Source organism: Lacibacter sp. (assembly GCF_057361365.1).
Genome location: NZ_JBMQSG010000012.1, coordinates 39,136 through 65,324, shown reverse-complemented (window position 1 = coordinate 65,324; position 26,189 = coordinate 39,136). Strand labels below are relative to the sequence as shown.

Below are 26,189 nucleotides of genomic sequence, written 5' to 3'. Positions count from 1 at the left end.
TTATGAAACCTTCCATCCACCGACGCATCCGGCGTTTTGCAAAACAAAAACCGGTAACTCAAAACAAAGAGAATAAACAAAAGCAGAATTTCTTTGCCGGTTCTGTAAGTGATGGTTTTTTCCACGCAGCACCTGTTGTGCAACGCAAGTGTGAACACTGCGAAGAGGAAGACAAAAAACTACATCGTTCAGCAGAAAAAAAAGAAGAAGAAAAAATTCAGAAGAAAGATGACGGAAGTTCTTCGGGCACAGCTATCACTTCTTCTTATATCAATTCATTGAGTGGAAAGGGAACGACATTGCCAAAGTCAGATCAGCAATTTTTCTCTTCAAGAATGGGGTACGATTTTTCGAGTGTACGGGTACACACAGGTAACGAAGCCGCAAAGTCGGCGAAAGAAGTTCACGCAAAAGCATATACTGTAGGAAACAATATTGTCTTTAACGAAGGACAGTTTAACAGCAGCAGTAACGAAGGCAAAACATTACTGGCACATGAGTTAACACATGTGATGCAGCAAACAGGAAATAGAATTCAACGGCAAACTGATGAAGCAACGATTGAAGAAACTGAATATCTTGGTTCAGTACAATTTTCCGGTGAGGGGACGTACACACAAAACACTACTCACTTTGCACATTGTAACAACGTTCGTGTAAGTGGAAGAACCTCCGCAAACTATTCTAATTCGTTTTCTTCAGATGGAACTCAGCAAAGAGCTCGTAATTGTCGTAATTGTTCTGCTGAAGATTGTGTTACCAGTGTTGGCACAGTTACATCCGAATTTTTAGCAAGCCCTTCTGTATTTCTTCCATCGCCACAATCGGGTTTGAATGATTGTGAACATAACGCCGTTCAAAATTTTGTTGATACCACTTTAGCCCAACATGAGCAACAACACGTTGATGCTTTCAATACTTATGCAGGTACCATTACCACACGATATAGTTTTACCGGTTGCCTGACAGACCTGGATGCTCATATACAATCAGTTCATGATCGGGTTGAGCGGTCACGACGAGCAGCCTCCGATGCAAGAAGTGCTGCATTAGATGCAAATGGTGCAAACCAATTTACTGTCACTTGTAATTGTCCGTAACTAATAAAATTTGTATTTTGTTTTATGCTTTACAGCTTACATAAAAACATCCACACCTCAACCTTTGATGCAGCATTTGCAGATCTTCATCTTATTATTTCGCAACGCTTGCAAACGCATTTTAATCAGCAGCAGTTACAACTGCAGCAATGGTTAAAAGAGCGGTTTAATGGTGAATTATATAAAGAAGAGATCGGTAAACATATTCCTCATTTAAGAAACACTGATGAGTGGATCATTTTAATGCTGGCATTAGTGCCGCATGTAAGTCCTGATTTTTTTGAAAGTATAATTCAAGAACAATTACCGGGCGGTGGCGATTTTTCTTTGTTCGGCGGAGTGCGTGCAACCAATCACCGGAGTATGTTGCCAACTGGAGAAACTGCACAGTTTGTTTTAGCAGGGAATAATATTGAAGACCGTTTGCATGTGCAGCGTTATTTTTCTGAAGATCATTTCTTTTTTCGTGAAAGTATTTTGTGGTTAGAGCCAGTGAAGGAAGGTGAACCGGTGATGAGCGGCCGCATAATACTTGCACAGGATGTTGTTGATAAAATTTTATTGGGAAAAGAATCAGCACCACGATTTGGTGTCGACTTTCCTGCCAAACGCATCAGCACACAAATGAACTGGAATGACCTTGTGCTGCCAAACAAAACTGCACAGCAGGTAACTGACATTATCACCTGGTTAAAACATCATCATAAAATATCTTCAGATGAAAACCTCAAGCGTAAGATCAAGCCGGGTTACCGTGTGTTATTCTATGGTCCATCAGGAACCGGTAAAACATTAACTGCCGGACTGATTGGTAAAGAGTTTGATAAAGAAGTGTATCGCATCGATCTCTCGCAGGTAGTATCGAAATACATTGGTGAAACAGAAAAGAATTTGGAGACGGTCTTTAAACGTGCCGAAAGTAAAGACTGGGTGTTGTTTTTTGATGAAGCCGATGCATTGTTCGGCAAACGTACCAACGTGCAATCGTCACATGATAAATATGCAAACCAGGAAATATCATACCTGTTGCAACGTGTAGAAGATTATCCAGGACTCATGATCCTTGCATCAAACTTTCGTCATAATCTTGATGATGCATTTGTAAGAAGGTTTCATGCAGTTATTCATTTTCCTATCCCCAATGTGCAGGAACGTTATGTGCTGTGGCAAAAATCCTTGCCGCAAAGTCTCTCAACAGCAAATTCAGTTGATCTTTTTCAACTGGCAGAAAAGTATGAACTAACAGGGGCCTCTATCCTCAACGCTGTTCAGTTTGCTGTGCTGCAATGCTATGCACGTGATACAATGGACATGCAACAGGCCGATCTGCTCGATGGTATCCGCAAAGAGCTGATGAAGGAGGAAAAATCAGCGTAACTCCTCCGCTCATCATTTAAGCTTTTCCAAACAGGATTTTTCAGGATATTTACGGCTCAAAATTTTGAGCATGAAGAAACTTGTTTTGACCGGAACCCTTTTGTGTGTGATGGTAACACTATCGGCCCAGCCCAATCGCTGGCAACAGCGGGTGAAATACGTGATGGACATCGACATGGATGTGAACACAAACCGCTACAGCGGTAAACAGAAACTTGAATACACGAACAATTCTCCCGACACTCTAGATAAAATTTTCTATCACCTGTACTGGAATGCGTTTCAGCCAAACAGCATGATGGATACACGCAGCCGTGAATTAGGAAAAAAAATCGTTGGTTCAAAACCCGATTGGGATGCACGTGTAAGAGACCGCATTCTTAATCTCAACGAAACAGAAATCGGTTACCAGAAAGTAAGATCATTAAAACTGAATGGCGTTGAACAAAAATTAACTGAGCATGAAACCATTCTTGAAGTAAAACTTAGCAAACCCATTTTACCAAAACAAAAAGTGTTGTTGGAAATGGATTGGGATGCGCAAGTACCATTGCAGGTGCGTCGCAGTGGAAGAGATGCAGCCAACGGTGTAAAGTTTTCGATGGCACAATGGTATCCCAAGTTATGCGAATATGATAACGACGGCTGGCATCCAAACCCCTACATTGCCCGTGAATTTTATGGTGTGTGGGGCGATTTTGATGTAAACATCACAATCGATAAAAATTTTATGATCGGTGGCACAGGTTATTTAACCAACGCTAATCAAATAGGACATGGATATGAAGCAGCTGGCGTTAAAGTTGCTCGTCCAGCAGGCGATAAACTCACATGGAAATTTACTGCGCCAAATGTGCATGATTTTGTGTGGGCTGCCGATGCAGAATACAAACATCTTACACGGCAGGTAAGTGGTGGTCGCACTATTCATGTGTTGTACAACTACAAAGCAAATGATGCAGCTAATGACCAGGCATGGGCGAAAGTTGCAGATGCAGCTGTAATTGTGTTGCCGTTTATTGAAAAAACCTTTGGTGCTTATCCATATAAACAATATTCGTTTCTGCAAGGTGGCGATGGTGGTATGGAATATCCTATGGCAACGTTGTTAAATGGTCCCGGCATTGGAACCGTTATTCACGAGTGGATGCACACCTGGTACCAAATGCTGATGGGTACTGATGAAAGTTTATATGCATGGATGGATGAAGGCTTTACTGACTATGCAACAGGCCGAGTAAGCAATTATTATTATACAGAATTGGCCAAAAAGAATGGAACTGTTTATACCGACGATAAATTGCCAAAATACAATTCCGGTAGTTACAGCAGTTATTTTAATCTGGCAAAAAGCGGATTAGAAGAACCATTAACAACGCATGCCGATCATTTTAATACCAACTATGCTTACGGAAGTGCAGCTTATTCAAAGGGAGCAGTTTTTATTGCACAGTTGGGATATATCACTGGTGGGGAAGTGCGTGATAAGATTTTAATGGATTATTACAAACAATGGCGATTTAAGCATCCAAACGTAAATGACTTTTTACGTGTAGCAGAAAAAGTGAGTGGTTTGCAGTTAGACTGGTATAAAGAATATTGGGTAAATAGTACAAAAACTATCGATTATAAAATTGACAGTTTGTGGGAAGAGGGTGGTAGAACAAAGATCAGTTTGCGGCGCCTCAAAGAAATGCCAATGCCCATTGATGTAGTGCTTACGTTTAAAGATGGCACACAGCAGATGCATTACATTCCTGCATACCTCATGTTTGGTGAAAAGCCAGCGGAAGATAATATGCCACGTACCGTTTATCCTGCATGGAAATGGACACACCCAACTTATGTGATAGAGTTTGATAAACCTCTGCGTGATTTAACTGTCGTTGAAATTGATCCTTCGCAACGCATGGCAGATGTTGACAGGAGAAATAACAGGCTCGAGTTGAAGTGGTGAGTTGTGAATGGTCATTGGTGAATAGGCAATAGACGATAGACAATTGCCAAATCAGCTTAGAACTATAAAACTTACTAACTATATATTTTGCAAATAAAAAAGCTGTTCAAACGAACAGCTTTTTTTTATAAGTTCTCTTGTAAGTATTAACGTCCGTAGAATTTGTTTACTGCTTCCACACGGTTGTTTACATGCAGCTTCTCGTAAATATGATACACGTGTTTGCGAACTGTTTCAGGACTAATGTCTAATTCTTTACCGATCTCTTTATAAATTTTTCCCTGCGCCAGTTTTTCTAAGATCATTTTTTCACGGCGGGTCAGGATGGCTGTATCTTCATTCTCTGTGTTCGGAGTAACTGTTTCCTGCACCGGCATATCTTTAAATGCATTCACAACTTTCAAGGCTATCTGGCTGCTCATGGGTGCACCTCCATCAACCAATTCGCCAATTGCATCTAATAATTTAGCAGGCGATGATTTTTTCAGGATATAACCACTGGCACCGGCACGCAATGCATCAAATATTTTTTCATCTTCTTCATACACTGTACACATCATGTAAAGTATTTCAGGATGTTGAGGTTTCAATTCTTTCACAAGGTCAATACCATTGGTTGAACCTAAACCAATATCCATCAGCACAACGTCTGGTTTTATAAGTGGAATCTTTATTAATGCTTCTTCACCAGATGAAAACGAACCAGCCAGGCTGCAATTCTCGCTCAACTCAATGATCTGTTCCAGTGCCTGTCGGATGTCTGTAACGTCTTCAACAATACAAACGGAAATTTTATTCATACTGCAAAGTTGAACTATTCAGGGAATATAGGAAATACCACTAAGTGGTAATAAAGCTGTTGCAGGTATAAAAATGACAAGTGGCTTGTATAAACTTTATATGGTTTATCCTCAGCGCTTCACAGCCATCACATACTTTTCTTTAAAGAAATCTTCGCTGAATAGTTGCTCAATTTCCCAAACAATGGGCGATAGACCGCTTTCTTTTACTTCTTCAGCAAGGTCGCCACCTTTTAAACAAATAAGTCCGCCATAAAATGGTTCATCAAAAGCGGTTGCCTGTTTGCCTTGGCCTTTTGCTTTTAAAATAGGCACACTCCATTTCCACAAATCTTTCAATGGAGCAACAGCACGACTCACCACAAAATCGAATTTGCGATTAACAATTTGTTCTGTACGTGTATGCTGCGTAGTTATATTATTTAAACCGATAGCGCTGGCAACTTCTCTTACAACGTTTAATTTTTTATTGATGCTATCGGTTAAATGAAATTGAACTTCCGGGAAAAAGATAGCTAATGGAATGCCGGGGAAGCCGCCACCTGTTCCAAGATCACAAATTTGTGTGCCGGACTGAAAGTTGAACACCGCAGCAATAGAAAGGGAATGCAACACATGTTTTTCATACAAACTGTCAATGTCTTTACGGGAGATGACATTGATCTTTTCATTCCATTCTTTATACACTGCTTCCAGTTGTTGCAACTGTTGCAATTGCCTAGGAGAAAAATCAGCAAAATATTTGAGTACTACTTCCAATTGGGCTTCGGTTTTTTGAATAATGTATTTGCAAATAAAAGATAATAAAACCATTGCCAGATATCGAGGAAAGGATAAAGCCAGAAAAGATCTTTTTCTTTCAGCCTGCTCATGCTCTTGTAATAAATAATTCCCTGCACAACTAATCGGAAGCCAAATACTGCCAACGCCATCCACCAATTGAAAAAGATAATAGATGCAGCCAGTAACGGATAAAACAGGAAATGTGAAGATGCAAACAATCCCAATGAAAATTTGTGAATGCCTTTGTAATGATTACTGGTAGTATAATGTCTTGCTTTTTGACTGCGCCATGTGCTCCATCTTGTTTTTGGTTCAGATAAAGTGAAGGCATCTTCATCAATAACAATCGCTGTATTTTTTTTTGTGGCAACCTTGTTAATAAACAGATCATCATCGCCACCGGGTAACTGGTTGTGTGATGAGAATCCTTTGTTGCGAAAAAACAATTCCTTTTTATAAGCAAGGTTTCTGCCCACACCCATATATGGCATGCCAGCTAATGCGTAAGAGAAATATTGTAGTGCCGATAGAAATGTTTCGAAGCGAATAAGCTTATTAAGCAAGCCAGGTTTTTTATAATAAGCACCATAACCCAACGCAATTTCTTTTCCATTGTTAAATGCGCCCTGCATCAGTTCGATCCATTTGCCACTGGCAGGTTTGCAATCGGCATCGGTAAGCAAGAGTAATTCGTGTTTTGCTTCTTTAATTCCAATAGACAAGGGAAATTTTTTCCCTGAGATTAAACGTGCTTCCTGCTTTAATTCTATTGGGCGAAGATTGCGGAATGGTTTCGACAGATATTCAAGCACATACTTACTATCGTCGTACGAGTTATCGTTCACCGCTATGACTTCAAAAGTTGAAGGATATTGCTGCTGCAAAACTTCCGGTAAATTATCAGCAAGATTTTGTGCTTCGTCTCTTGCACATACCACCACTGATACGGCATGTTGCATGGAGCTTTCCACCTTGGGCTTCTTATAAAATGCCAAACGGGAAAAAAAGTACAGGTAATAGAACACCTGGATGGCTGCCATTAAACAAAAAGCAGCAAATAAGATTTCGGGCCAGTACACACTCATAAGCAGCTGCGAAAATAGCACACGGAAAGCAGATTTCGGAGGTTGGATTTTTGGCTGGGGGATTTGTTGTTCCTTTTTTCAAGACTAATCAGGGATAATCCACCTTGCGCAACCATCATCTACCGTTATCCGTAAAAAGTACCACAAAACCCATAAAAACTACCCGTGTACCGGGTGTGGCTTACGTAATTTTGCAATAGCAACATCAGCCATGAATAAGCAAGTATTACCTGTTTACAGTATTGAAACATTAAAAGCGGATGTAGTTTCTGCAAAAGATCTTACAGCAGATCACTTTGCCCATTACCTGGATGAACACCGGAACCTGCATTTCCCACATAAGCATTCGTTTTTTCATCTCGTTTATTTCAGCAAGGGTTCGGGTACACATTCAATCGACTTTGTGAATTTTAACGTGCAGCCAGGTCAGATTTATTTTATGACACCCGGACAAGTGCACAGCTGGGATTTTGCTTCGGCTCCCGATGGGTTTATTGTCAACTTTTCGGAACAGTTCCTGCATGCATTTATTGCCAACCCGAGATACACTGATCAGTTTAGCTTTTTTTCAGGTATTGCTGCAAAACAGGTGATCGATCTGCAACCGGAAGCAAGGAAGGCAGTTGAACAAATATTAACACGCATTGTGGAAGAAGCAAATTCAAAACGTGCATTAAAAGATGATGTTGTTCGGGCTGCATTAGTGCAATTGTTTGTAACGGTTAGCAGGTTGAGTTTTAAAGTAACTCGTGAGCAATCCACAAATTATAATTCATTACTGTTAACCAATTTTCAAAAACTGATCGAACTGCACTATAAGCAAAAGAAACTAACCAAAGATTATGCTGCGATGTTGTATGTAACGCCAAATCATTTAAATGCTCTTTGTAAAGATATTACAGGACGTCCCGCAGGTGAATTGATAAGGGATAGAATTATACTTGAAGCAAAACGTTTATTGGTGAATGCTCAACTTACTGTTGCAGAAATTTCAATTGAACTGGGGTTTGCCGATAATTCTTATTTCTCAAGGTTCTTTAAAAAAAATGCAGGAACTACACCTGAGTTATTCCGTAAACAGATCATTAAAAAATAAACAAATGGAAACGAAAACTTTTACAGTAACAGATATGCAAGACAATGTGAATAAGGATGTGAAGCCTTCTGTATTTCGTTTACTGCAGTGTAAATGTCCACGATGCAGAAGAGGTGATATGTTTGAATACAAAAACCCATGGCAGTTAAAACATACCATGAAGATGCATAAGGAATGCCCGGTATGTAAGCAACCTTTTAATCTTGAAGTGGGTTTTTATTATGGTGCCAGTTATGTATCGTATGCACTTACCATTGCATTTAGCGTAGCTACATTTATAGCGTGGTGGGTGATCATTGGTATTTCAATTGACGATAATCGTGTGTTTTACTGGTTAGGGTTCAACTCTTTATTCCTGTTATTACTGCAACCTTATTTTATGCGTGTTGCAAGAACGGGTTGGCTTGCATTTTTTATTGGGTATGATAAACAATGGAGCACGAAAGCACCAAAGCAACCCGAACGTACGAATGAGCAACAGGAAGGAAATTGGTGAGTGATTATACCTTTACCTTTGCAAAAAAAATTATGCCTTCTCAGCACGAAGACCTGATCAACAAAGCTTATTCCGCTTTTAATGCAAGAGATATTGATACGGCTCTTTCAACGATGCATGCAAATGTGCAATGGCCAAAAGCATTTAAAGGAGGTTATGTAACCGGTCATGATGAAATCAGGGCATACTGGACGAGGCAATGGACAGAAATAAACCCTCACGTAGAACCTGTTAAGATAGTTGAACAACAAGACGGCAGTTTAGAAATTACTGTCCATCAAATAGTAAAAGATTTAAACGGAGAAATTTTGTTTGATGGCAATGTAAAACACATATATGTGTTGGAAGATGGTTTATTAAGAAGAATGGATGTGGAGATGATGCCTGCTTCCTAAAAAGGAGAACGTGAGAGATTACTAAGAAAAAATATTGCATCTAAAACCCTGGACAATCTAATTCCCAATTACTAATTCCCAAATCCTGCTATCGGTTATCTTTGCCGCTATGGCCGCATTACATTTTCAGCTACAGCATACCGATACAAATTCAAAAGCAAGGGCAGGAGAGATCACTACTGATCATGGCAATATTCAAACACCCATCTTTATGCCGGTGGGCACAGTGGGAAGTGTAAAATCACTTACGGTTGAGCAGTTGAAACATGAAGTAAAAGCAGAGATCATTCTTGGTAATACTTATCATTTGTATTTGCGCCCGGGTACAGAAGTGCTGGAAGCGGCCGGTGGTTTACATAAATTTAATGGTTGGGATAAACCAATTCTTACAGATAGTGGCGGCTACCAGGTTTTTTCATTGGCAGGTAATCGTAAGATCAAAGAAGAGGGTGTGGTTTTTCAAAGTCATATTGATGGAAGCAGGCATTTGTTCACACCTGAAAGTGTAATGGATATCCAGCGGAATATTGGTGCTGATATTGTGATGGCTTTTGATGAATGCCCACCATATCCCAGCGATTATACTTACGCAAAGAAAAGCATGGAGTTAACACATCGCTGGCTCGATCGCTGCATCAAACATTTTAATGACACGCCAGACAAATATGGATACACGCAAAATCTTTTTCCTATTGTGCAGGGCGGCACGTATAAAGATCTGCGTGTAGCATCATCACAATTTATGGCCAATGCAAATCTTACAGGTTGTGCTATCGGAGGATTGAGTGTGGGTGAACCGGAAGAAATGATGTATGAATTCACAGAATTGTGTTGCGATGAATTACCAACGCAGAAACCAAGATACCTGATGGGTGTGGGTACACCATGGAATATTTTAGAATGCATTGCGTTAGGCGTTGATATGTTTGATTGTGTAATGCCCACACGCAACGGACGTAATGCAATGCTGTTCACCAGTAAAGGGGTGATCAATATCGATAATAAAAAATGGGAAAAAGATTTTTCACCGTTGGATGATGGTATCGATTGCCACATCAGCAATTATTATAGCAAAGCTTACTTGCGACATCTCATAAAAGCCAAGGAAATAACCGGCTTGACTTTAGCAAGCGTGCATAACCTCGCTTTTTATTTATGGCTGGTAAAGGAAGCGAGAAAACATATTGTTGCAGGTGATTTTACAAGCTGGAAAAATGAAATGGTGCCGGTGTTGAAAACGAGATTGTAAAAATAGAACCTGTGAAGGTTGCATACTTTTGAATTAAAGAAAAAGTTCACGTTAAATTTATTGGTTTGAAACAGATTATTTTCAGATGTTGTCTTTTGGTTTGTTTATCCTGCTCTGTAAATAAACAAGCAACTCAGTCGAAGAAATTTGCAGCAAATCCTGTTGTGGCTCACAGGGGTGCTTTCAAATTCAACAAATTCCCTGAAAACTCTATTGCCGCTTTAAAAGAAGCCATCAGGTTAAGGTGCACCGGTTCAGAATTTGATGTGCGTATGACGGCCGATGATTCCCTTATTATTAATCATGATCCGCATTTCAACAAACTGGAAATCGAAAAAGCAACTTATGCTGAGTTAATGGCTTTTAAGCTTTCAAATGGAGAACCATTGCCAACCCTGCAGCAATATCTTCTTGCGGGAATGCAATCAAACAACAGCACACGACTGGTGCTCGAGATAAAACCTTCGGGCATCAGCAAAGAGCGTGGTAAATTAATTGCAGAAAAAGTAGTGAGACTGGTGAAAAAACTTAAAGCAGAATCAATGATCGTGTATATCAGTTTTGATTATGAAATTCTTCTGAAGATCCGTGAGCTGGATGACAAAGCCATACTTCAATACCTCGAAGGGGATAAATCCCCTGCACAAGTAAAGGCTGATCAGATTGATGGTATTGATTATCATTTCAGCTTTTTTCAGAAAAACCCGCAGTGGATAACAGAAGCAAAACAACACAAGCTTGCACTCAATGCATGGACAGTGAACGACAGCACAACCATGAGTTGGTTGCTGAAAGAAGGGTTTGATTATATAACTACCAATGAGCCGGAGTTGTTATTTCGTTTGCTTAAGAACTAGAACTAAATTCTCCACGGCAGATCAGTAGCAGCTCTTTGCAAATCTTTAAGCCCGATTTTTTCAATCCAGGTTTTGTAATTCTTTTTATAGGTCGTGAACGTTTGTGGAAATTCTATTTGCAGATCCTCCTTTATTTTTTTGTTCGATAACTGGTGATGACAGAGATAGTACTTCAACGTGTTGCTGTTGATATCAGATTTTGGAAACTGTTTGCCGAGGAAACGAAGAACTGTTTGTGGAATGCGCAAATGTGCCAATAGTTTTACATCGGCTAAATCCATTACATCTTTAATTACTTCTTTGAATGTTTGCACTGTGTCATCAACCACATTGTATATTTCAACTCCGTTTAGTGATGAATGTTCAATTAGCCGGTGTGTGGCGAATAAAAGATTTTCAATATTGGTAATGGAAATATTGTAATCAAGTTGCGCAGGCGTAACAAGCAGCGGTCCTTTTTTCAATCGCAACAGTCTAGGTAGCAAAATGCGATCGCCAATACCATAAACAGCACGTGGACGAATGATGCTGATCCTTCTGTCTATTTGTTGCTGCAAAAATTGCTCGCCTTTTAATTTTGATAAACCATAAGCTGAAACATTGGCTTCATCAATTTGTTCTTGTTCAGTATGTATTTTATTTGTGGGTGGATAAACGGATGCAGACGAAAGAAAAATAAAATGACTGCAGCTGATATTGTGAAATACATGTTTAGTTCCTTCCACATTTATTTTATTGAGCGTAGAAGCTGTTTCTTTATCGGATGCAAGCCCGGCGCAATGAATGCAAATAGTTGCTTCAAGTGTTCGTATACTTTCAGCAATGTCAACAGCTAAATAATCAGCAAAGGGGTACAATGCGGCGGGAGGATTTTTTGTTCTTCCCAATGCCAGCACTTTATAACCTTGCCGGGAAAAGTGACGGGTGTAAGCAGCGCCAATAAATCCTGTTGCTCCTGTTATGATAATATCGTAAGCGATGGCAGTTGCTGTTTTATTTGTTGAGTCAATAAGTATAGATCGGTTTTTTGTTGTCGTCCCGATTTTGGGATAGACTGGAAAATGATATGATCAGGTAATGCATCTGAATCAATCGCATGTTTTCCATTTTTCAATTCCTGCATCAACATTTTTTCTGTTAAGCTACTATCTGCATCAACCACCAATATCACCCGTTCATCATGTATGGCTTCATCGTAAATTCCGATCATGCAAACTTCTTTTACAGCTTTTACCTGGCTAATGGTTGTTTCATAAAGACCAGGATAAATATTTTTGTTTGCACGAATGATCATATTCTTCTTTCGTCCTTTCATTATAAATCTTCCCGCTTTATCCAGTTCAACTAAATCACCTGTTGCATGATACACATCAGCATCCTGTAAATGAAAATAGCGTTTAAATAATAAAGCTGATTTAATGTGCAATTCACCATCATCGCTTATTTTGTAAGTCATGTTTTGTAATGGCCATCCCACTATGTCTCCTTTGCCTTCATAATTTATTTTTTCGTCGACGTCAATACTTGAAACGACAAGATGTTCCGTCATTCCATACAGGCATGTGATTTTTGCCTTACTGAAATGTTTAAGCTCAATAAGAAATGACCTTAGTACCGGTGCCGATCCAAGAATAAGATGATTCAGACTTTCGGGAAACAATTGGCCTGATTGTTTACAATAATTCATTAACGCTTTATATTCAGCCGGCGGTCCGAACAATGTTGTGATTTGATGTTGTTTGATGAACCGCATACGTTCCGCCGCTGTCGTTGATTCTTTCCAGAAATAGGTTTTATAGCCGGTCATCATTCCAATTAATGCAAATTGTGGCAAATGCGTAACCATTGATGCATTCTTGTTTTGTTCAAACAAAGCTGAAACTGCTTTCATGCTTTCAAATAAACTGTTCATTGTATGTACCACGGCTTTCGGTTCATCCAGTGTGCCCGATGTGTACACTACAACCAATTCATCATCTTCAGTTGATGTGGTAAATTCTATTTCAGTATTGAGCACATAATTTAAACGATGATGCTTTTGCATTAACGGCAACCACATGCCCGTTGCAAATACAGTATACTTATTTGAATAGGGAATATAAAACGCAGTACCTCTCGTTTTTTTATAAATAAATTTTATCAGCGGATGTTCCTGCAACAGCAACAGGCGACTGTCAATAAAAGCCCATTTCGGTTGAAACTGTTTGAGCTTTGATGCATAACGTTGGTTACCCATATGCGGATCGACCAATGCTGTTTTTGTACGCAGGTGAATTAGCGCCATGAATAAAATGAGAAACTCTGTGCCAACATCACAGGCCAATAATACATGATCGCCTTTCTTTATTCCTTTCGCCGCTAAGTTTGCTGCAAGGTTTTTACTTTGATCAATTAGCTCAGCAGCAGTTAATTCTTTTTGCTGGTGAATGCACACCACATAATCCGCTGGTAATTGTTGAAGCAACTGTAGAAAAGAAGAGTGGTACAACATGCTATACTTTCATTAGCTGTACGGAAATATTAATGCCTGCCGCCATGCCCAGCAACATTACAATACTTCCTTTTTTTATTCGGCCATCAAGCAACGCCTGGTGATAAGCAATAGGTACTGATGTTGCTGCCGTGTTGCCATACAAGTGAAATGTTTGCATGATCTTGTTTACATCATACGATAACGTTTCTGCCACCATACGATACGTGTCTCTTGATACCTGGTGTGTACAGATGAGATCAATATCGTTTACAGTTAATCCTGCTGCTTCAATGCAACTCTTAACAAAGGGTGGCGCAATTTCATAGATCACATTTTTCAAACCAAATGTATCGCCACTAAACACAAGTTTACTTGCATCGTTGGGGAACATAGAACCACCGCCTTCAATTCGACAAAGACTCCAATGCTCACCAAAAGTTTGGTGTTGCTGGAAGAAAAATCCTTTGTCTTCTGTTGTTGTAGTCAGCAATAATGCAACACCGGCATCGCCAAAGGAATATGCAGCAAAGTGATCTTTAATGGTTTCTTTTTCAATATCGTTGTACTTGATGCTGTCGCTGGTTTTTTCGCCACTTACGATCAGAATATTTTTGTAGCTGCTGTTCAATAGCAATGCACTTGCTATTTCCATAGCATTGGTTACGCTGTTGCAGGCATTTTTTAAATCGAAGCCCGGGCAGCTTAAGCCTAATTTCTGTTGCACAATGTTTACAGTGGCCGGTTCAATCAAGTCGGCTGATGCAGCAGCAAAAATCAATAGGTCAATTTTTCGTTCGGGGAATTTTTTCAACAGTTTTTGTGCCGCAGCAACTGCAAGATCAGAAGCCTGTTCGTTTTTGTGTGCATAGTATCGAACTTCACTGCCGATCATTTTTTCCATCAAGCCTTCCTGTATATCAAACCCACCTGCACGTATTTTTTCTTCTACCTGGTAATTGCAGATGCGTTCTTCCGGCATATACGATTCAATATGTTCAATAAAAACACGCTTCATATTTTAGCAGCAAGTATGCTTCTCCACAATGGTTTAGTAATAAAATTGAAACCGTTGAACTCCTGTACAAATTCAATGATCTCATCAAGATAAAATGCTCCGAATTTTTGTTTCAAATGTTGGCGTGCAACTTTGGCATACTTAGCCGCATCGTCAACACCAATCACTTCAAAGTTTTCTTTGGTTACGTATAAGGAGCGCATGGACCAGATATTGAGCAGTACCACGATACTAAAAGCACTTCGTTTGAAAAAACCAGCGTTATCTGTATAATGTTTCATCCACATTTTGGTGTAATGAATATGACGGCCTTCTTCAATATGATGCAGTTCCGATACTTTACGAATTGGTTCAAACACTTCAGGTGATTTACGGATCATCTTTCCATAAATATCAGTTACCAGTTCAACCGCCAACACTGAAATAAATTGATAGGATGCCGGCATATACCTGCTATGAAACCTTCCAACAAACTGGTGAAATTTTGAAAGCTGAATTTTTTTACCATTCAATAAGCGAATAGCTCTTGCAAACATATCCTGGTGACGAAATTCTTCAATCAACTCTTTTACGAGGTAACGGTATTCAACTGAATCGGGTGGAATTTTTAATAAACGCTTATTGAAGATAAAACAAGCCAGGCCTTCAGCCCATGCATACGAATACATTACCTGCACCACTTCATGCCGGCCCAGTTCACGTTTCTGCGTTTCGGTTAATGTATTAAACAACGGGTGACCTTCAAGCGACACCAATTCCTGCGGCAGCAGCAACTCGTCCTTCTCCTTCAAATGCCAGGGAATAAATTCATCGGGCAACACGGGGTGTGTTTCGCTGAGTTTTATAAGGCGTTCCACTTTTTCAATATCTGCAGCAGTGATCATGAATAACCTTGATTTTTGGGCGAATTGTGAGTGATAAAAATAGCAAAAGAAGGCTAGTATGAATTTGTAAAGTTCGCAAATGGCTGTGTTTTCATTTGCAGTAAATGCACTTTGAACATGTATTGGAGAATTGTATTTGCAATTCTAACAGTTTCTTTTCCAATTTCTGTCCTTACTTTGCAGCCATTGATGAAAACCCTCGATTGGTACATATTAAAAGCGTTTCTTAAAACCTTTTTTTTCCTGCTGCTTATCTTTTCGATGATCACCTTGGCCATTGACGCCAGTGAAAAAACGGAAGATTTTGTACGCAGTGGTTTGGGCTTTAGTGATATTGTAACCAAGTACTATTATGGTTTTCTGCCGCATATCATCGGCATGTTGTTCCCGGTATTTGTATTAATTGCTGTGGTGTTTTTTACATCAAAGCTTGCCTTGCGAAGTGAAATAGTGGCGATGTTAAGTGTGGGTATGAGTTTAAACCGCATTCTTCGTCCATATTGGGTGGGTGGTGTTTTTCTTGCACTGGTGCTTGGCCTGGCCAACCATTTCCTTGTTCCCGTAGCCAATATCATTCGTACCGATTTCGAAAATAAGTACGTTGATATGGGCAATATTGCCAAGCAGCAACGGCAGTATCTTAACAACATTCATTTCCGGGTTGATACTTATACTTATGCTGGCATGCGTAATTACGATACGCTGGCTAAAACGGGTAGTGGTTTTTTTATGGAGAAAGTGAGGAATAACCAGGTATATTATAATCTACGTTCCGAAACTATTATCTGGGACACAGCAAAAAAACATTGGAAACTGGAAAATGCGGTTGAGCGAAAGATCAACGGCTTAAAAGAAGAAGTAAAAGTGCTTTCGAACTATTATTTAAAGATGGGTTATTTGCCCGGGGATATTTCGGAAGATGAGTTTAAAAAAGATAAGTTAAAAACGCCTGCCCTCGATCGGTTTATAAAGCAGGAACAAAATCGTGGATCGGAGGGCGTTAGTGCCATAAAATTTGAACGCTACCGGCGTGATGCAAGCGCTATTTCAGTAATTATTATGACCATGATCGCCGGAATTCTCGCCTGCAGGAAAATAAGGGGTGGCAGCGGTTTTCATCTTGCCCTCGCATTTATTATAGGTGTTCTTTTTATTGTGATCGATAAATTTTCAATGGTGTTCTCCACCAAGGGGAATCTCCCCCCCATAATAGCAGCATGGATACCGAATGTTATTTTCGCCGTAGTTGCTTATCGTCTTTATAAACGGGCGCCTAAATAGAAATTTTAACCGCCCCGACACTTATCTTTTACCATTTACCGGCATGCCAATTTCTTCCGGCAGCATATTTGCAAATGTAGCTTGTGTCCCCATTTTTATGGGGCGCTGCATAGTTAAGGTGCTGTAAAAAAATCAATACAAACCCTTAACTTCAAATTTAAGTAAACATCTTTTTTTTAATTTATGGCGAAGCAATTAAACAAACAATTCCCCAAAACTCCCACAGGTATAACCGGGCTCGATGAAATTACAAATGGCGGTCTTCCTAAAGGCAGGCCAACACTTTTGTGTGGCAGCCCGGGCTGCGGTAAAACCATATTTGGCGTTGAATTTCTTGTAAATGGCATTAATCAATTTAATGAGCCGGGCGTATTTATGAGTTTCGAAGAAACCACAAATGATCTTATTGTAAATATGAGATCGCTTGGTTTTGAACTTGATAAATTGATCGAACAAAAAAAGCTCCGTATTGATCAGGTAAGAATTGAACGTTCGGAGATTGAAGAAACCGGGGAATATGACCTCGAAGGGTTATTTATTCGCCTTAATCATGCAATAGATAGTATAGGGGCGAAAAGAGTGGTGCTTGATACGCTCGAAACCTTATTTGGGGGCATCGACAATACTGCTATTCTCCGCTCCGAAATTCGCAGATTGTTTCACTGGCTGAAAGAAAAAGGTGTAACGGTTATTATTACCGGCGAAAGGGGCGAACAAACATTAACCCGGCAGGGTCTTGAAGAATATGTTTCTGATTGTGTAATACTGCTCGATTTCAGGGTAATTAACCAATTGGCAACCCGCCGGCTGCGGATCGTAAAATACCGTGGTTCCACACATGGTACCAATGAATACCCATTTTTAATTGATGAAAGGGGAGTTTCGGTCATTCCCATCACCTCCTTAAAGCTTGATCATAAAGTTTCTACAAATATTATTTCCACAGGTGTTCCCCAACTGGATGATCTTTTTGCAAAGGGCGGAATTTTTAAAGGCAGCAGCATTTTGCTTACCGGTTCGGCGGGCACTGCTAAAACCATTTTAGCTTCGTCGTTTGCCTTAGAAAGCTGCAAAAGAGGGGAGCGAACTCTGTATTTTTCCTTTGAAGAATCGCAGGAGCAGTTAATCCGCAACATGTCTTCGGTAGGGATCAATTTGCGGCCCTACATTAAATCTCAGCTGCTGGTTGTTCATGCTTCAAGGCCATCGCTAACCGGCTTGGAACGTCATTTGCTGGTTTTGCATAACCTGATAGACGAATTTCAGCCCGGAACCGTGATTATCGACCCGATCAGCAGCCTGCTTACTGTTGGCTCAATCAGTGAAGTGAAAGATATCCTCATAAGAGTTATCGACATTCTGAAAACAAGGCAGATAAATGCCTTTTTCTGTTCGCTTACACAGGCTAATAAAATCAGCGAAGACATTACTGTAGATGCGGTTTCGTCACTCGCCGATATCTGGATTGACACCAGCTTTGATGCGCTGAATAGTAAAGAAGGTGTACGGAACCTGCGCATTATTAAAAACAGGGGCATGGGGCATGAAATGGAAACTCAGCAATTCAAGGTAACAGGAAAAGGATTAAAATTTATTCAATCAAAAAAATAGTTGCATAGTCAGATGGTTAAGGATGTACAATATCAGTTAAGACTTTATATCGCAGGACAAACACCCAAGTCTGTAACTGCGTTAAGGAATATTACAAAGTATTGCGAAGAACACTTAAAAGGTAAATACAGCATTGAAATTATTGATCTTTTAAAAACACCGCAATTGGCTGAAGGTGATCAAATATTTGCCATACCAACGCTGGTGCGTAAGGTACCGGAGCCAATCAGGAAAATCATTGGCGATCTTTCAAACGAAGAAAAGGTATTGGTAGGGTTGAACATACGCAAATTGCAAGGAACGTAACAACTGTTTAAAGTAAACATATGCCCAACAAAAAAGAAGAGAAGAATATAGTTGCAGAGGGGAGACTTGTTCTGCAATTATATGTGTCGGGCATGTCGCCGAAATCGATGGCAGCTATAGAAAACATCAATCGCATTTGCAAAGAACATCTTGAAGGTGCATTTGATTTGGAAATTGTGGACATCTATAAAGATCCACAAGCAGCAGCCGATCATCAGATTGTTTTTAGTCCTGCTCTGATAAAACGATTTCCTATCCCGAAAAAAATATTAGTGGGCTCACTTTCTGATGAAGGTAAAGTTGTAAAAGCCCTAGGCATAGAAGTGAAAAAGCAAGATGGGTAAAACAAGTGAAGAACATTACCTGGCCCGTATTGAGGAGCTGGAGAGTCGTCTTGAAGAAGCCGAAAGTTTAATTGAGGCAATCAAAGAAGGCGAGGTAGATGCTTTTGCCATAACAAATAATGATAAGCAGGAAGTGTTTACGCTGCAAAGTGGCGACTTCGCTTACCGCATATTGGTTGAAAATATTAACGAAGGTGCTCTTAATCTTTCTGAAGAGGGTTTAATTGTTTATACTAATAAACATTTTCATCATTTACTGCAATTGCCTTACGAAAAAGTAATTGGCAATAATATTGAGAATTTTATTCACCCTGATTACCTTCAGTTTTTCAGACAACTGTTTAACACATCGCTTAATGGCGAATCCACTGCAGAAATAGCACTGATTGCCGGAGACACTTCAATCCCTGTATACATTTCACTTACTTCTTTGCGTCCCAATCTCGATACTGTGGGGATGATCGTATCGGATCTCAGGGAAAAAAAACAAGTAGAAAAAGAAATTGCACTGAATGAAACATTGCAAAATCTTTTCAGGCAAAGTCCTGCTGCCATTGCTATTATGGAAGGACCTGAATTCGTTTTTGTTTCCGCTAACAATTATTATTGCGCCATGGTTGGCCGTACCGAAAAGTCACTCATTGGAAAGTCATTGGCAGAAGCATTTCCGGAAACGGTGCAACAAGGTGTTGTTGATCTTTACCAACAGGTTTTCCGCACCGGTGATACAATGGAAACAGTTGAGCGGGAAGTTGCATTACTAAAAGATGGGAATAAAGAGCTATCAAGCAATTTTTTCAACTCGGTAATGCAACCTATCAAAAATGAAAAAGGCGAAGTTATTTCGATTATGACCCATGTGGTTGATGTTACTGAGCATGTAACAGCAAGAAGAAAATTAGAGGAGAATGCCCATGAGAACGAAATGTTGGCAGCTATTATTCAAAATTCCGATGATGCCATCATTAGTAAAACACTGGGAGGCATTATTACTACATGGAATGATGGAGCCAAAAAATTGTTTGGTTATACTGCTACAGAAATAATCGGCCATCACATCTCTACGCTAATTCCCCCCGACAGGCATGATGAAGAACGAAGAATAGTTGAACAACTTTCAAACGGCAAAGCAATTGAACATTTTGAAACAAAACGCATGAAGAAGAATGGTGAGCTATTTGATATTTCGCTCACCATCTCTCCCATAAAAGATAGCAATGGAAATATTATTGGGGCTTCCAAAATAGCCAGGGATATAACTGAACAGAAATTGGCGGAAGAGAAGCTGAAACGGAGTGAAAACGAATTGAATGAATTAGCGAATGCAGTGCCTGCATTGGTATGGATAGCTGATCCTGATGGAAATGTAATTTATTACAATAAACGGATTTATGAATTCGCAGGCGCAGCGAAGCAGGATAATGGCAGGTGGCTTTGGGAAAAGCTACTTCACCCCGATGATCGTGAGCCCACTGCAAATGCGTGGAGAGATGCCATTAAGAACAAGTGGGTGTATGAAAAAGAACATCGCATTCAATTAAAAGATGGAAGTTATAAATGGTTCCTCAGCAGGGGCTATCCACATTTGAACGACGATGGTACTGTACTGAAATGGTATGGCTCCGCCACGGATATTGATGTGCAAAAAATACACGAATCGCAAAAAGATGAGTTCCTTAAAATGGTAAGCCATGAGCTTAAGACACCCGTTACTTCTATAAAGGGTTATGTTCAGTTAATGCTTGCTATGCTTGCCGAAGACCATAGCACCGTTGCGGGAATTGTAAAAAAACCACTGCAGCGTATAGAAAATCAAGTGGAAAGGTTGGGCAAACTCATCAGCGATATTTTGGATATATCAAGATTGGAAGATGGTCGGTTGGATTTAAATAAAGAACATTTTGCATTAAATGAATTGGTAAAAGAAACCATGCTCGACATGATGTTTGCCGTATCAACTCATACAATTATAATTAAGGAGACTTTTCCATGCACTGTATTTGCCGACAAAAACAGGATTGGGCAGGTACTTATCAACCTGATAAATAATGCAATTAAATATTCACCGGGAGAAAACAAAATTGAAATAAGCCTGTATGAACAGCCAGAAGGGTATGCTACAGTTAGCATTAAAGATTTTGGCATTGGCATTGATGAAAAAGAACATAGTAAAATATTTGAGCGCTTTTATCAAACGGGCGGTCATCAAACCCAGAATTATACTGGTTTCGGAATCGGCTTATTTATTTCGGCTGAAATTATTCACCGGCATGGCGGAACAATGGCAGTAACGAGTAAAGTAAACGAAGGTTCATCTTTTTCATTCACTCTTCCTTTAAAAAAACAAGCTAAACTGTGAAACATCATATTATTATTCTCGACGACGATGAAGATATCGGCAATGTGCTAAAAATGATGCTGGAATACAAAGGCTACGATGTTACACTTGTTGACAGGGTTGATAAAATGAATATTATCCTTGCCGCTAACCAGTTTCAGCTAATGATATTAGACATGCTTATTGCGGGCGAAAATGGTTGCGACTATTGCAGATCACTAAAAAGCGGCAGCGAATTTTCAACCTTACCCGTGCTTATGTTTTCAGCACTTCCCGAGGGCAAAAAATTAGCAAAAGAAGCGGGAGCCGATGATTTTATTTCAAAGCCTTTTCAAATGAATGATATGTTGGAAAAGGTAAAAGAAATGATCACAAAAAATACCTACGTTAAATAAGTTCCATTTACTCCATTTGGTTGAGCATAAGTTTTTCCGCGTAAAAGCATGTTATGTTCTCATTTTCTTTATTGACGTTTAAATTCTTCAAAAAATAACGAACGATCGATTAATGCGATTAAACAGTTTGTTGTTTTACAAACGGCCGAAAATCAAGCAAAAAAAGCAGTCCTGAACCTTCGGATTGGTTAACTTTGGCAGATTCGAAAAAATCCGGTTACAACGACTCATTTCAACATAAGCAAACAAAACAGGCATCATGAAATGGCCGTAGTGAATGCGTACATTTCTTAAATGATTATTTGGGCATCCCGATGATCAATTAAATAAATAACAAATAAAACATGAAAGAACGGTTTAAGTCGAAGGCTGATGCGGCCAGTGCTGAAATTAAAGATTTACTGAAGGAACATGGTAATAAAGTGGCGGGCGAGGTTACCCTTGCCCAGATTTACCAGGGTATGCGTGGTATTACGGGGTTGGTTACTGAAACTTCTTTACTCGATTCACAGGAAGGAATTCGTTTTCGTGGATTCACCATTCCTGAATTACAACAAAAGCTCCCGAAGTTTCCAAAGAACGGTGAACAACCACTACCTGAGGGTTTGTTTTACTTAATGCTCACCGGCGATTTGCCCGATGAAGCAATGGTTAATTCGGTTACTGATAACTGGCAACGCCGTAGTCACGTTCCCAATCATGTTTTTGATGCTATTGATGCATTGCCGTTGCATACACATCCCATGACGATGTTTGTAGTGGGTGTAATGGCCCTGCAAACAGAAAGTACGTTTGCGAAACAATATGGTGAAGGCATTAACAAGAAAGATTACTGGGAACCGGTTTTTGATGATGCAATGACGCTTATTGCACGTTTGCCACGTATTGCAGCTTATATCTATCGCCGGAAATATAAAAATAATGAGCATATTCATCCAAATGGTTTGCTCGACTGGTCGGGTAACCTTGCACACATGCTCGGTTACGAAGATGAAGGGTTTATGGAATTGATGCGTTTGTACATGACCATTCATGCCGATCATGAAGGTGGTAACGTATCGGCACATACTACACATCTTGTTGGTTCAGCATTAAGCGATCCTTATTTAGCTTACGCTGCAGGCATGAATGGATTGGCTGGTCCGTTGCATGGTCTTGCAAACCAGGAAGTGATCAAATGGATATTTGAAATGCAGGAAGCGTTGGGTACTGATGCTCCTGATAAAGTTCAGATAGCAGATTACGTAAAGAAAACTTTGAGCGAAGGGAAAGTGGTGCCTGGTTACGGTCATGCGGTCTTACGTAAAACTGATCCACGTTTTACAGCGCAAATGGAATTTGGTAAAAAGCATATGCCCGATGATAAACTGGTGAATACTGTCTGGAATATTTATGAAGTGGTGCCACCAATTCTTCAGTCATTAGGTAAAGTGAAAAATCCTTGGCCTAATGTTGATTCGCACAGTGGTGCATTGCTGGTGCATTATGGTATGGTGGAGTATGAATATTACACTGTGTTGTTTGCAGTGAGTCGTGCATTAGGTGTAATGGCAAGTTTGATCTGGGACAGAGCGTTGGGCTTCCCGTTAGAACGTCCAAAATCTGTTACAACTGACTTAGTGAAAAAATGGCTAGATGGAAAAGATAATATCTGGGGCGATTGATTTGCTTCGGTAAAAATAAGTAAAGCCGCTTCGTTAGAAGCGGCTTTTTTATTGCGCTTTGTTTTTCTTCGCTGTTTTCTTTTTTGTATTGATCATCGAAATTTTTAAGCGCTTCGCTTCTTCCTGCCAGTTAGCAGCCGTGAGCAGCACTTCTTCAATTTGTTTTGTTTGAATTTCTTTTGTCGACCGGATGATAACAGAAGCCACCATTACACGTTTGCCTTGTTCCAATTGAGGTAATACGTTCACCAGGTCTTTACCACGGCACAATCCCAAATCAATTCCATCTTTCACTTCATTGATATAGCAGAACATACCATGATAATGATAGAAAGGAATTTTAAAGCTGAGCTTTTCTTTTACGTTTGGAATAAGTGATAAGATCATTTCACGAACCTGCTCAGCAATTTCCCGTTTTTCATCGGGAAGACTTTCGATGTATTCATCAACAAGGCGATTCATTGAGTTAGCTTTCTGATCAGAGTTTAAATTGCCTGATCACTTTCTGCACCGTAGCTTTTGTTGTTTTCAATTCTTCCTGTTGCTGCAGAATGAATGAATTGTCGCTTAGCTTTCCGGTTACAGCTTCCATCTCCATTTCTGTTTCATATACCATTTTGCGGAAGGGATTGCTGTAATCTTTTGCTCGGGATGATGCAATATTATCGACCATCCATGCTTTGATGTAGAGATAGTTCTGCAGCAGGTCTTTTAAATTGCTTTTGTCCAGTTTTGCTAAACCTGTTACTTCATAAAAAGCAGAGAGAGCATGCGTTAACTTTTGTTGTGGATATTGTTCTGCTTGTGTTTTATAAAATGCATGCACAGCATCCCAGTTTTTTATTTTGCCTGTGCCGATGCGTTGTTTCAATTTATCCAGTTCAGCAGCAGGTACCAATTGTCCGCCCATATTTATCCATGCTGCACGTTTTTGTTTTTTGGGAAGTTGGTTAAGCAGGTCGTTTGTTGATTTTAATTTATTTGCTGCAATAAACTTCAACACCTGTTCTGCTGCATAATAATCAACTAATTCTTTAAACAGGATATAACTTTTTTTTACTTTCAGTAACACAACTTTGCGTTTGCTGTTCTCAAAACCATCAGCAGTTATTTCAAGATCATCAGTCACTTCATTATTGAGTAAAGCTTTTCTTCCGGCCTTTATATAATCTGCATCGGTGAGTTTGGTTTTGCTCTGCTTCAACAACGTTTTGCCGGTATATTTCTCCAGCAGCTGCAATGAATCAACTACTTCATTGATACTGTCGGGTGCAAGAAAATCATATTCCAGGTATTGCGTTTTATCAATACGATGATCACGATCAATATATTTCCAAGCATTGCGTGCAAGTGCATACATGTTATACATAAACCAATAACCTGGCATCACTACTAACTGGTCATGTGCAGTATCTGTACTCACCAATGAAAAAGGAATAGGTATATCAAGCTCAGCAGGATAATCGCCTTTTGCAAGCAAAGTATAAGATGCAAATCTTGTATTGTGTTTTATACTTACACATAAGCCCGGCCAAAAACCACGACCAGCAACTAATTCACCATCAGCACTGCGACTATTATGATTGCTGCCCAATGTTGCACCTGCCGCAATATTACTTTGGCCCATCACTGTTGCTGCACACAAAAAGGAATTGTTGTGATGTTGTTCGTGCGCAGGAAAAATAAGTGAGTTCAACACTTCACAACAGGAGATGGTTGCATTATTGCCAAGGTAGGAGTTGATAAGTCGTGCACCATATTTCAATTGTGAATGCGATGCCATATAAAAACGCACTGCTTTTACACCATAGAAGGCACGACAACCTTCACTCATAATGCCATTCACCATTTCACAACCTTCACCCACTTGCGAGCTTGCTTCAGGTGTTGAGTTAATGGTGAGGTTCTTTAATTTATTTGCACCTTTTAAATAAGCATCACTACCAATCCACACATCTTTAATGATCGCACAACTTTTAATTACCGTACGATCGCCCACTTTGCCGTAATAACCACGAAGCTTATCAAATTTCAGCTCGGTAAATTCTTTTAGTTTTTGTTGCAGTTGATCGTTATCCCTGTTGCGGCTCCACAGCCATGCATCGCCCGGTAACATTCCGTTGAAAGGAATAATTTTTCTTCCTGCATTTTCATTACACACTTCCATCCAGATGCGGATGCGTTCTTCTTCACCTTGTTTTAAAATACCATTACCAAATTTTGCATAGTCGGTTGTGGCCATTTCATGCACATTTGTAATGATCACTTCGTTGCCAATGATGTAGTGAGATAGATAATGAACACTATCGATCACAACATTATCACCAAGATCGCAACTGATGATGGTACTGTTATATAAACCAACCTGTAATTTGATCGAATGAAATTCTAAATAGTAAGGTTCTAATTTTCCAATCCGCACTAATCCAAAAAACTTACAGTTCTTTACGAGTTCAGGGTTAAAAGCATCCGATACAAGCAGATGATTCCAATCGTCGGAAGCGTTCCTGTTCCGCACCAATACTTCGATCTCCAATGCTGTGAGTTTACGATAGTTGATGCCGCTTCTGTTCTGCTTATTGCGGAGGTAATACTCATCTTTCCCTTTCGGAAGATAAGCAGCTGGTATAAAGTTGTAACCTATTTTTGAGATCGGTTGCTTGCTGATGCGGTTCATAATAAT

General features: G+C 39.7%; 24 protein-coding genes. 15 read left to right on the top strand and 9 right to left on the bottom strand.

Annotated features, from left to right (window positions below):
* The first annotated feature begins 2 nt into the window (after positions 1 to 2).
* The 3 genes from ACO1QW_RS12620 (at position 3) to ACO1QW_RS12610 (ending at position 4,434) form a co-directional block, all read left to right on the top strand.
* Positions 3 to 1,100 carry an eCIS core domain-containing protein gene (locus ACO1QW_RS12620; protein WP_486259039.1) on the top strand — a complete coding sequence of 366 codons (1,098 nt, stop codon included), beginning with the start codon at positions 3 to 5 and terminating at the stop codon, positions 1,098 to 1,100.
* Between the two features lie 24 nt (positions 1,101 to 1,124).
* A complete protein-coding gene (locus ACO1QW_RS12615; protein ID WP_486259037.1) occupies positions 1,125 to 2,477 on the top strand; it encodes an ATP-binding protein in 1,353 nt (450 codons plus the stop codon).
* 70 nt (positions 2,478 to 2,547) lie between these two features.
* Positions 2,548 to 4,434 (top strand): M1 family metallopeptidase, encoded by a 1,887-nt coding sequence (locus ACO1QW_RS12610; RefSeq protein ID WP_486259034.1) that lies wholly within the window; start codon positions 2,548 to 2,550, stop codon positions 4,432 to 4,434.
* A gap of 146 nt (positions 4,435 to 4,580) precedes the next feature.
* Here ACO1QW_RS12610 and ACO1QW_RS12605 read toward each other — a convergent pair whose 3' ends face one another.
* From ACO1QW_RS12605 to ACO1QW_RS12595, 3 genes are all read right to left on the bottom strand, one after another.
* Complete coding sequence (locus ACO1QW_RS12605) at positions 4,581 to 5,234, bottom strand: response regulator (RefSeq protein ID WP_486259033.1); 654 nt, start codon at positions 5,232 to 5,234, stop codon at positions 4,581 to 4,583.
* A gap of 111 nt (positions 5,235 to 5,345) precedes the next feature.
* Complete coding sequence (rsmG, locus tag ACO1QW_RS12600) at positions 5,346 to 5,993, bottom strand: 16S rRNA (guanine(527)-N(7))-methyltransferase RsmG (protein WP_486259032.1); 648 nt, start codon at positions 5,991 to 5,993, stop codon at positions 5,346 to 5,348.
* Positions 5,984 to 7,123: a glycosyltransferase gene (locus ACO1QW_RS12595; protein ID WP_486259030.1), complete on the bottom strand. Its 1,140-nt coding sequence runs from the start codon at positions 7,121 to 7,123 to the stop codon at positions 5,984 to 5,986. Before ACO1QW_RS12595 ends, rsmG begins: the two co-directional genes overlap by 10 nt.
* A gap of 190 nt (positions 7,124 to 7,313) precedes the next feature.
* On the opposite strand from ACO1QW_RS12595, the gene ACO1QW_RS12590 reads away from it, so the two are divergent.
* From ACO1QW_RS12590 to ACO1QW_RS12570, 5 genes are all read left to right on the top strand, one after another.
* On the top strand, positions 7,314 to 8,198 hold the full coding sequence (locus ACO1QW_RS12590) for a helix-turn-helix domain-containing protein (RefSeq protein WP_486259028.1): 885 nt from the start codon (positions 7,314 to 7,316) through the stop codon (positions 8,196 to 8,198).
* Positions 8,199 to 8,202: 4 nt separating this feature from the next.
* Positions 8,203 to 8,694, top strand: a complete 492-nt coding sequence (locus ACO1QW_RS12585; RefSeq protein WP_486259026.1) for a DUF983 domain-containing protein — start codon at positions 8,203 to 8,205, stop codon at positions 8,692 to 8,694.
* A 32-nt stretch (positions 8,695 to 8,726) separates the two neighbouring features.
* On the top strand, positions 8,727 to 9,089 hold the full coding sequence (locus tag ACO1QW_RS12580) for a nuclear transport factor 2 family protein (protein WP_486259024.1): 363 nt from the start codon (positions 8,727 to 8,729) through the stop codon (positions 9,087 to 9,089).
* Between the two features lie 109 nt (positions 9,090 to 9,198).
* Positions 9,199 to 10,338, top strand: a complete 1,140-nt coding sequence (gene tgt / locus ACO1QW_RS12575; protein WP_486259023.1) for a tRNA guanosine(34) transglycosylase Tgt — start codon at positions 9,199 to 9,201, stop codon at positions 10,336 to 10,338.
* A gap of 65 nt (positions 10,339 to 10,403) precedes the next feature.
* Positions 10,404 to 11,195, top strand: a complete 792-nt coding sequence (locus tag ACO1QW_RS12570) for a glycerophosphodiester phosphodiesterase (RefSeq protein ID WP_486259021.1) — start codon at positions 10,404 to 10,406, stop codon at positions 11,193 to 11,195.
* Between the two features lie 2 nt (positions 11,196 to 11,197).
* Here the strand turns inward: ACO1QW_RS12570 and ACO1QW_RS12565 are convergent, their stop codons facing one another.
* Genes ACO1QW_RS12565 through ACO1QW_RS12550 form a run of 4 tightly spaced genes read right to left on the bottom strand, consistent with a single transcriptional unit; the run spans position 11,198 to position 15,567 of the window.
* Positions 11,198 to 12,136, bottom strand: coding sequence for an NAD-dependent epimerase/dehydratase family protein (locus ACO1QW_RS12565; RefSeq protein WP_486259339.1), 939 nt, complete (start codon positions 12,134 to 12,136; stop codon positions 11,198 to 11,200).
* A 17-nt stretch (positions 12,137 to 12,153) separates the two neighbouring features.
* A complete protein-coding gene (locus ACO1QW_RS12560; protein ID WP_486259019.1) occupies positions 12,154 to 13,686 on the bottom strand; it encodes a class I adenylate-forming enzyme family protein in 1,533 nt (510 codons plus the stop codon).
* A 1-nt stretch (position 13,687) separates the two neighbouring features.
* Positions 13,688 to 14,683, bottom strand: a complete 996-nt coding sequence (locus ACO1QW_RS12555) for a 3-oxoacyl-ACP synthase III family protein (RefSeq protein ID WP_486259017.1) — start codon at positions 14,681 to 14,683, stop codon at positions 13,688 to 13,690.
* On the bottom strand, positions 14,680 to 15,567 hold the full coding sequence (locus ACO1QW_RS12550; protein ID WP_486259016.1) for a diiron oxygenase: 888 nt from the start codon (positions 15,565 to 15,567) through the stop codon (positions 14,680 to 14,682). Before ACO1QW_RS12550 ends, ACO1QW_RS12555 begins: the two co-directional genes overlap by 4 nt.
* Positions 15,568 to 15,684: 117 nt before the next feature.
* On the opposite strand from ACO1QW_RS12550, the gene ACO1QW_RS12545 reads away from it, so the two are divergent.
* The 7 genes from ACO1QW_RS12545 to ACO1QW_RS12515 all read left to right on the top strand — a co-directional run bounded on the left by ACO1QW_RS12545 (position 15,685) and on the right by ACO1QW_RS12515 (position 23,506).
* On the top strand, positions 15,685 to 16,848 hold the full coding sequence (locus ACO1QW_RS12545; protein ID WP_486259014.1) for an LptF/LptG family permease: 1,164 nt from the start codon (positions 15,685 to 15,687) through the stop codon (positions 16,846 to 16,848).
* Positions 16,849 to 17,031: 183 nt separating this feature from the next.
* Entirely contained in the window at positions 17,032 to 18,459 is a 1,428-nt protein-coding gene (kaiC, locus tag ACO1QW_RS12540; RefSeq protein WP_486259012.1) for a circadian clock protein KaiC, read from the top strand.
* Positions 18,460 to 18,471: 12 nt separating this feature from the next.
* Positions 18,472 to 18,765 (top strand): circadian clock KaiB family protein, encoded by a 294-nt coding sequence (locus ACO1QW_RS12535; RefSeq protein ID WP_486259010.1) that lies wholly within the window; start codon positions 18,472 to 18,474, stop codon positions 18,763 to 18,765.
* A 20-nt stretch (positions 18,766 to 18,785) separates the two neighbouring features.
* The gene (locus tag ACO1QW_RS12530; RefSeq protein ID WP_486259008.1) at positions 18,786 to 19,109 is read left to right on the top strand and encodes a circadian clock KaiB family protein; all 324 of its coding nucleotides are present in this window, start codon (positions 18,786 to 18,788) and stop codon (positions 19,107 to 19,109) included.
* Positions 19,102 to 21,468 (top strand): PAS domain S-box protein, encoded by a 2,367-nt coding sequence (locus ACO1QW_RS12525; protein ID WP_486259006.1) that lies wholly within the window; start codon positions 19,102 to 19,104, stop codon positions 21,466 to 21,468. The genes ACO1QW_RS12530 and ACO1QW_RS12525 overlap by 8 nt, the downstream gene beginning before the upstream one ends.
* The gene (locus ACO1QW_RS12520; protein WP_486259004.1) at positions 21,465 to 21,842 is read left to right on the top strand and encodes a response regulator; all 378 of its coding nucleotides are present in this window, start codon (positions 21,465 to 21,467) and stop codon (positions 21,840 to 21,842) included. The genes ACO1QW_RS12525 and ACO1QW_RS12520 overlap by 4 nt, the downstream gene beginning before the upstream one ends.
* Before the next feature lie 344 nt (positions 21,843 to 22,186).
* On the top strand, positions 22,187 to 23,506 hold the full coding sequence (locus ACO1QW_RS12515; protein ID WP_486259002.1) for a citrate (Si)-synthase, eukaryotic: 1,320 nt from the start codon (positions 22,187 to 22,189) through the stop codon (positions 23,504 to 23,506).
* A 48-nt stretch (positions 23,507 to 23,554) separates the two neighbouring features.
* On the opposite strand, the gene ACO1QW_RS12510 is transcribed toward ACO1QW_RS12515, so the two are convergent.
* A complete protein-coding gene (locus tag ACO1QW_RS12510; RefSeq protein WP_486259000.1) occupies positions 23,555 to 23,968 on the bottom strand; it encodes a DUF1801 domain-containing protein in 414 nt (137 codons plus the stop codon).
* A gap of 16 nt (positions 23,969 to 23,984) precedes the next feature.
* Positions 23,985 to 26,183, bottom strand: a complete 2,199-nt coding sequence (locus ACO1QW_RS12505) for a DUF4954 family protein (protein WP_486258998.1) — start codon at positions 26,181 to 26,183, stop codon at positions 23,985 to 23,987.
* Between the last annotated feature and the right edge of the window lie 6 nt (positions 26,184 to 26,189).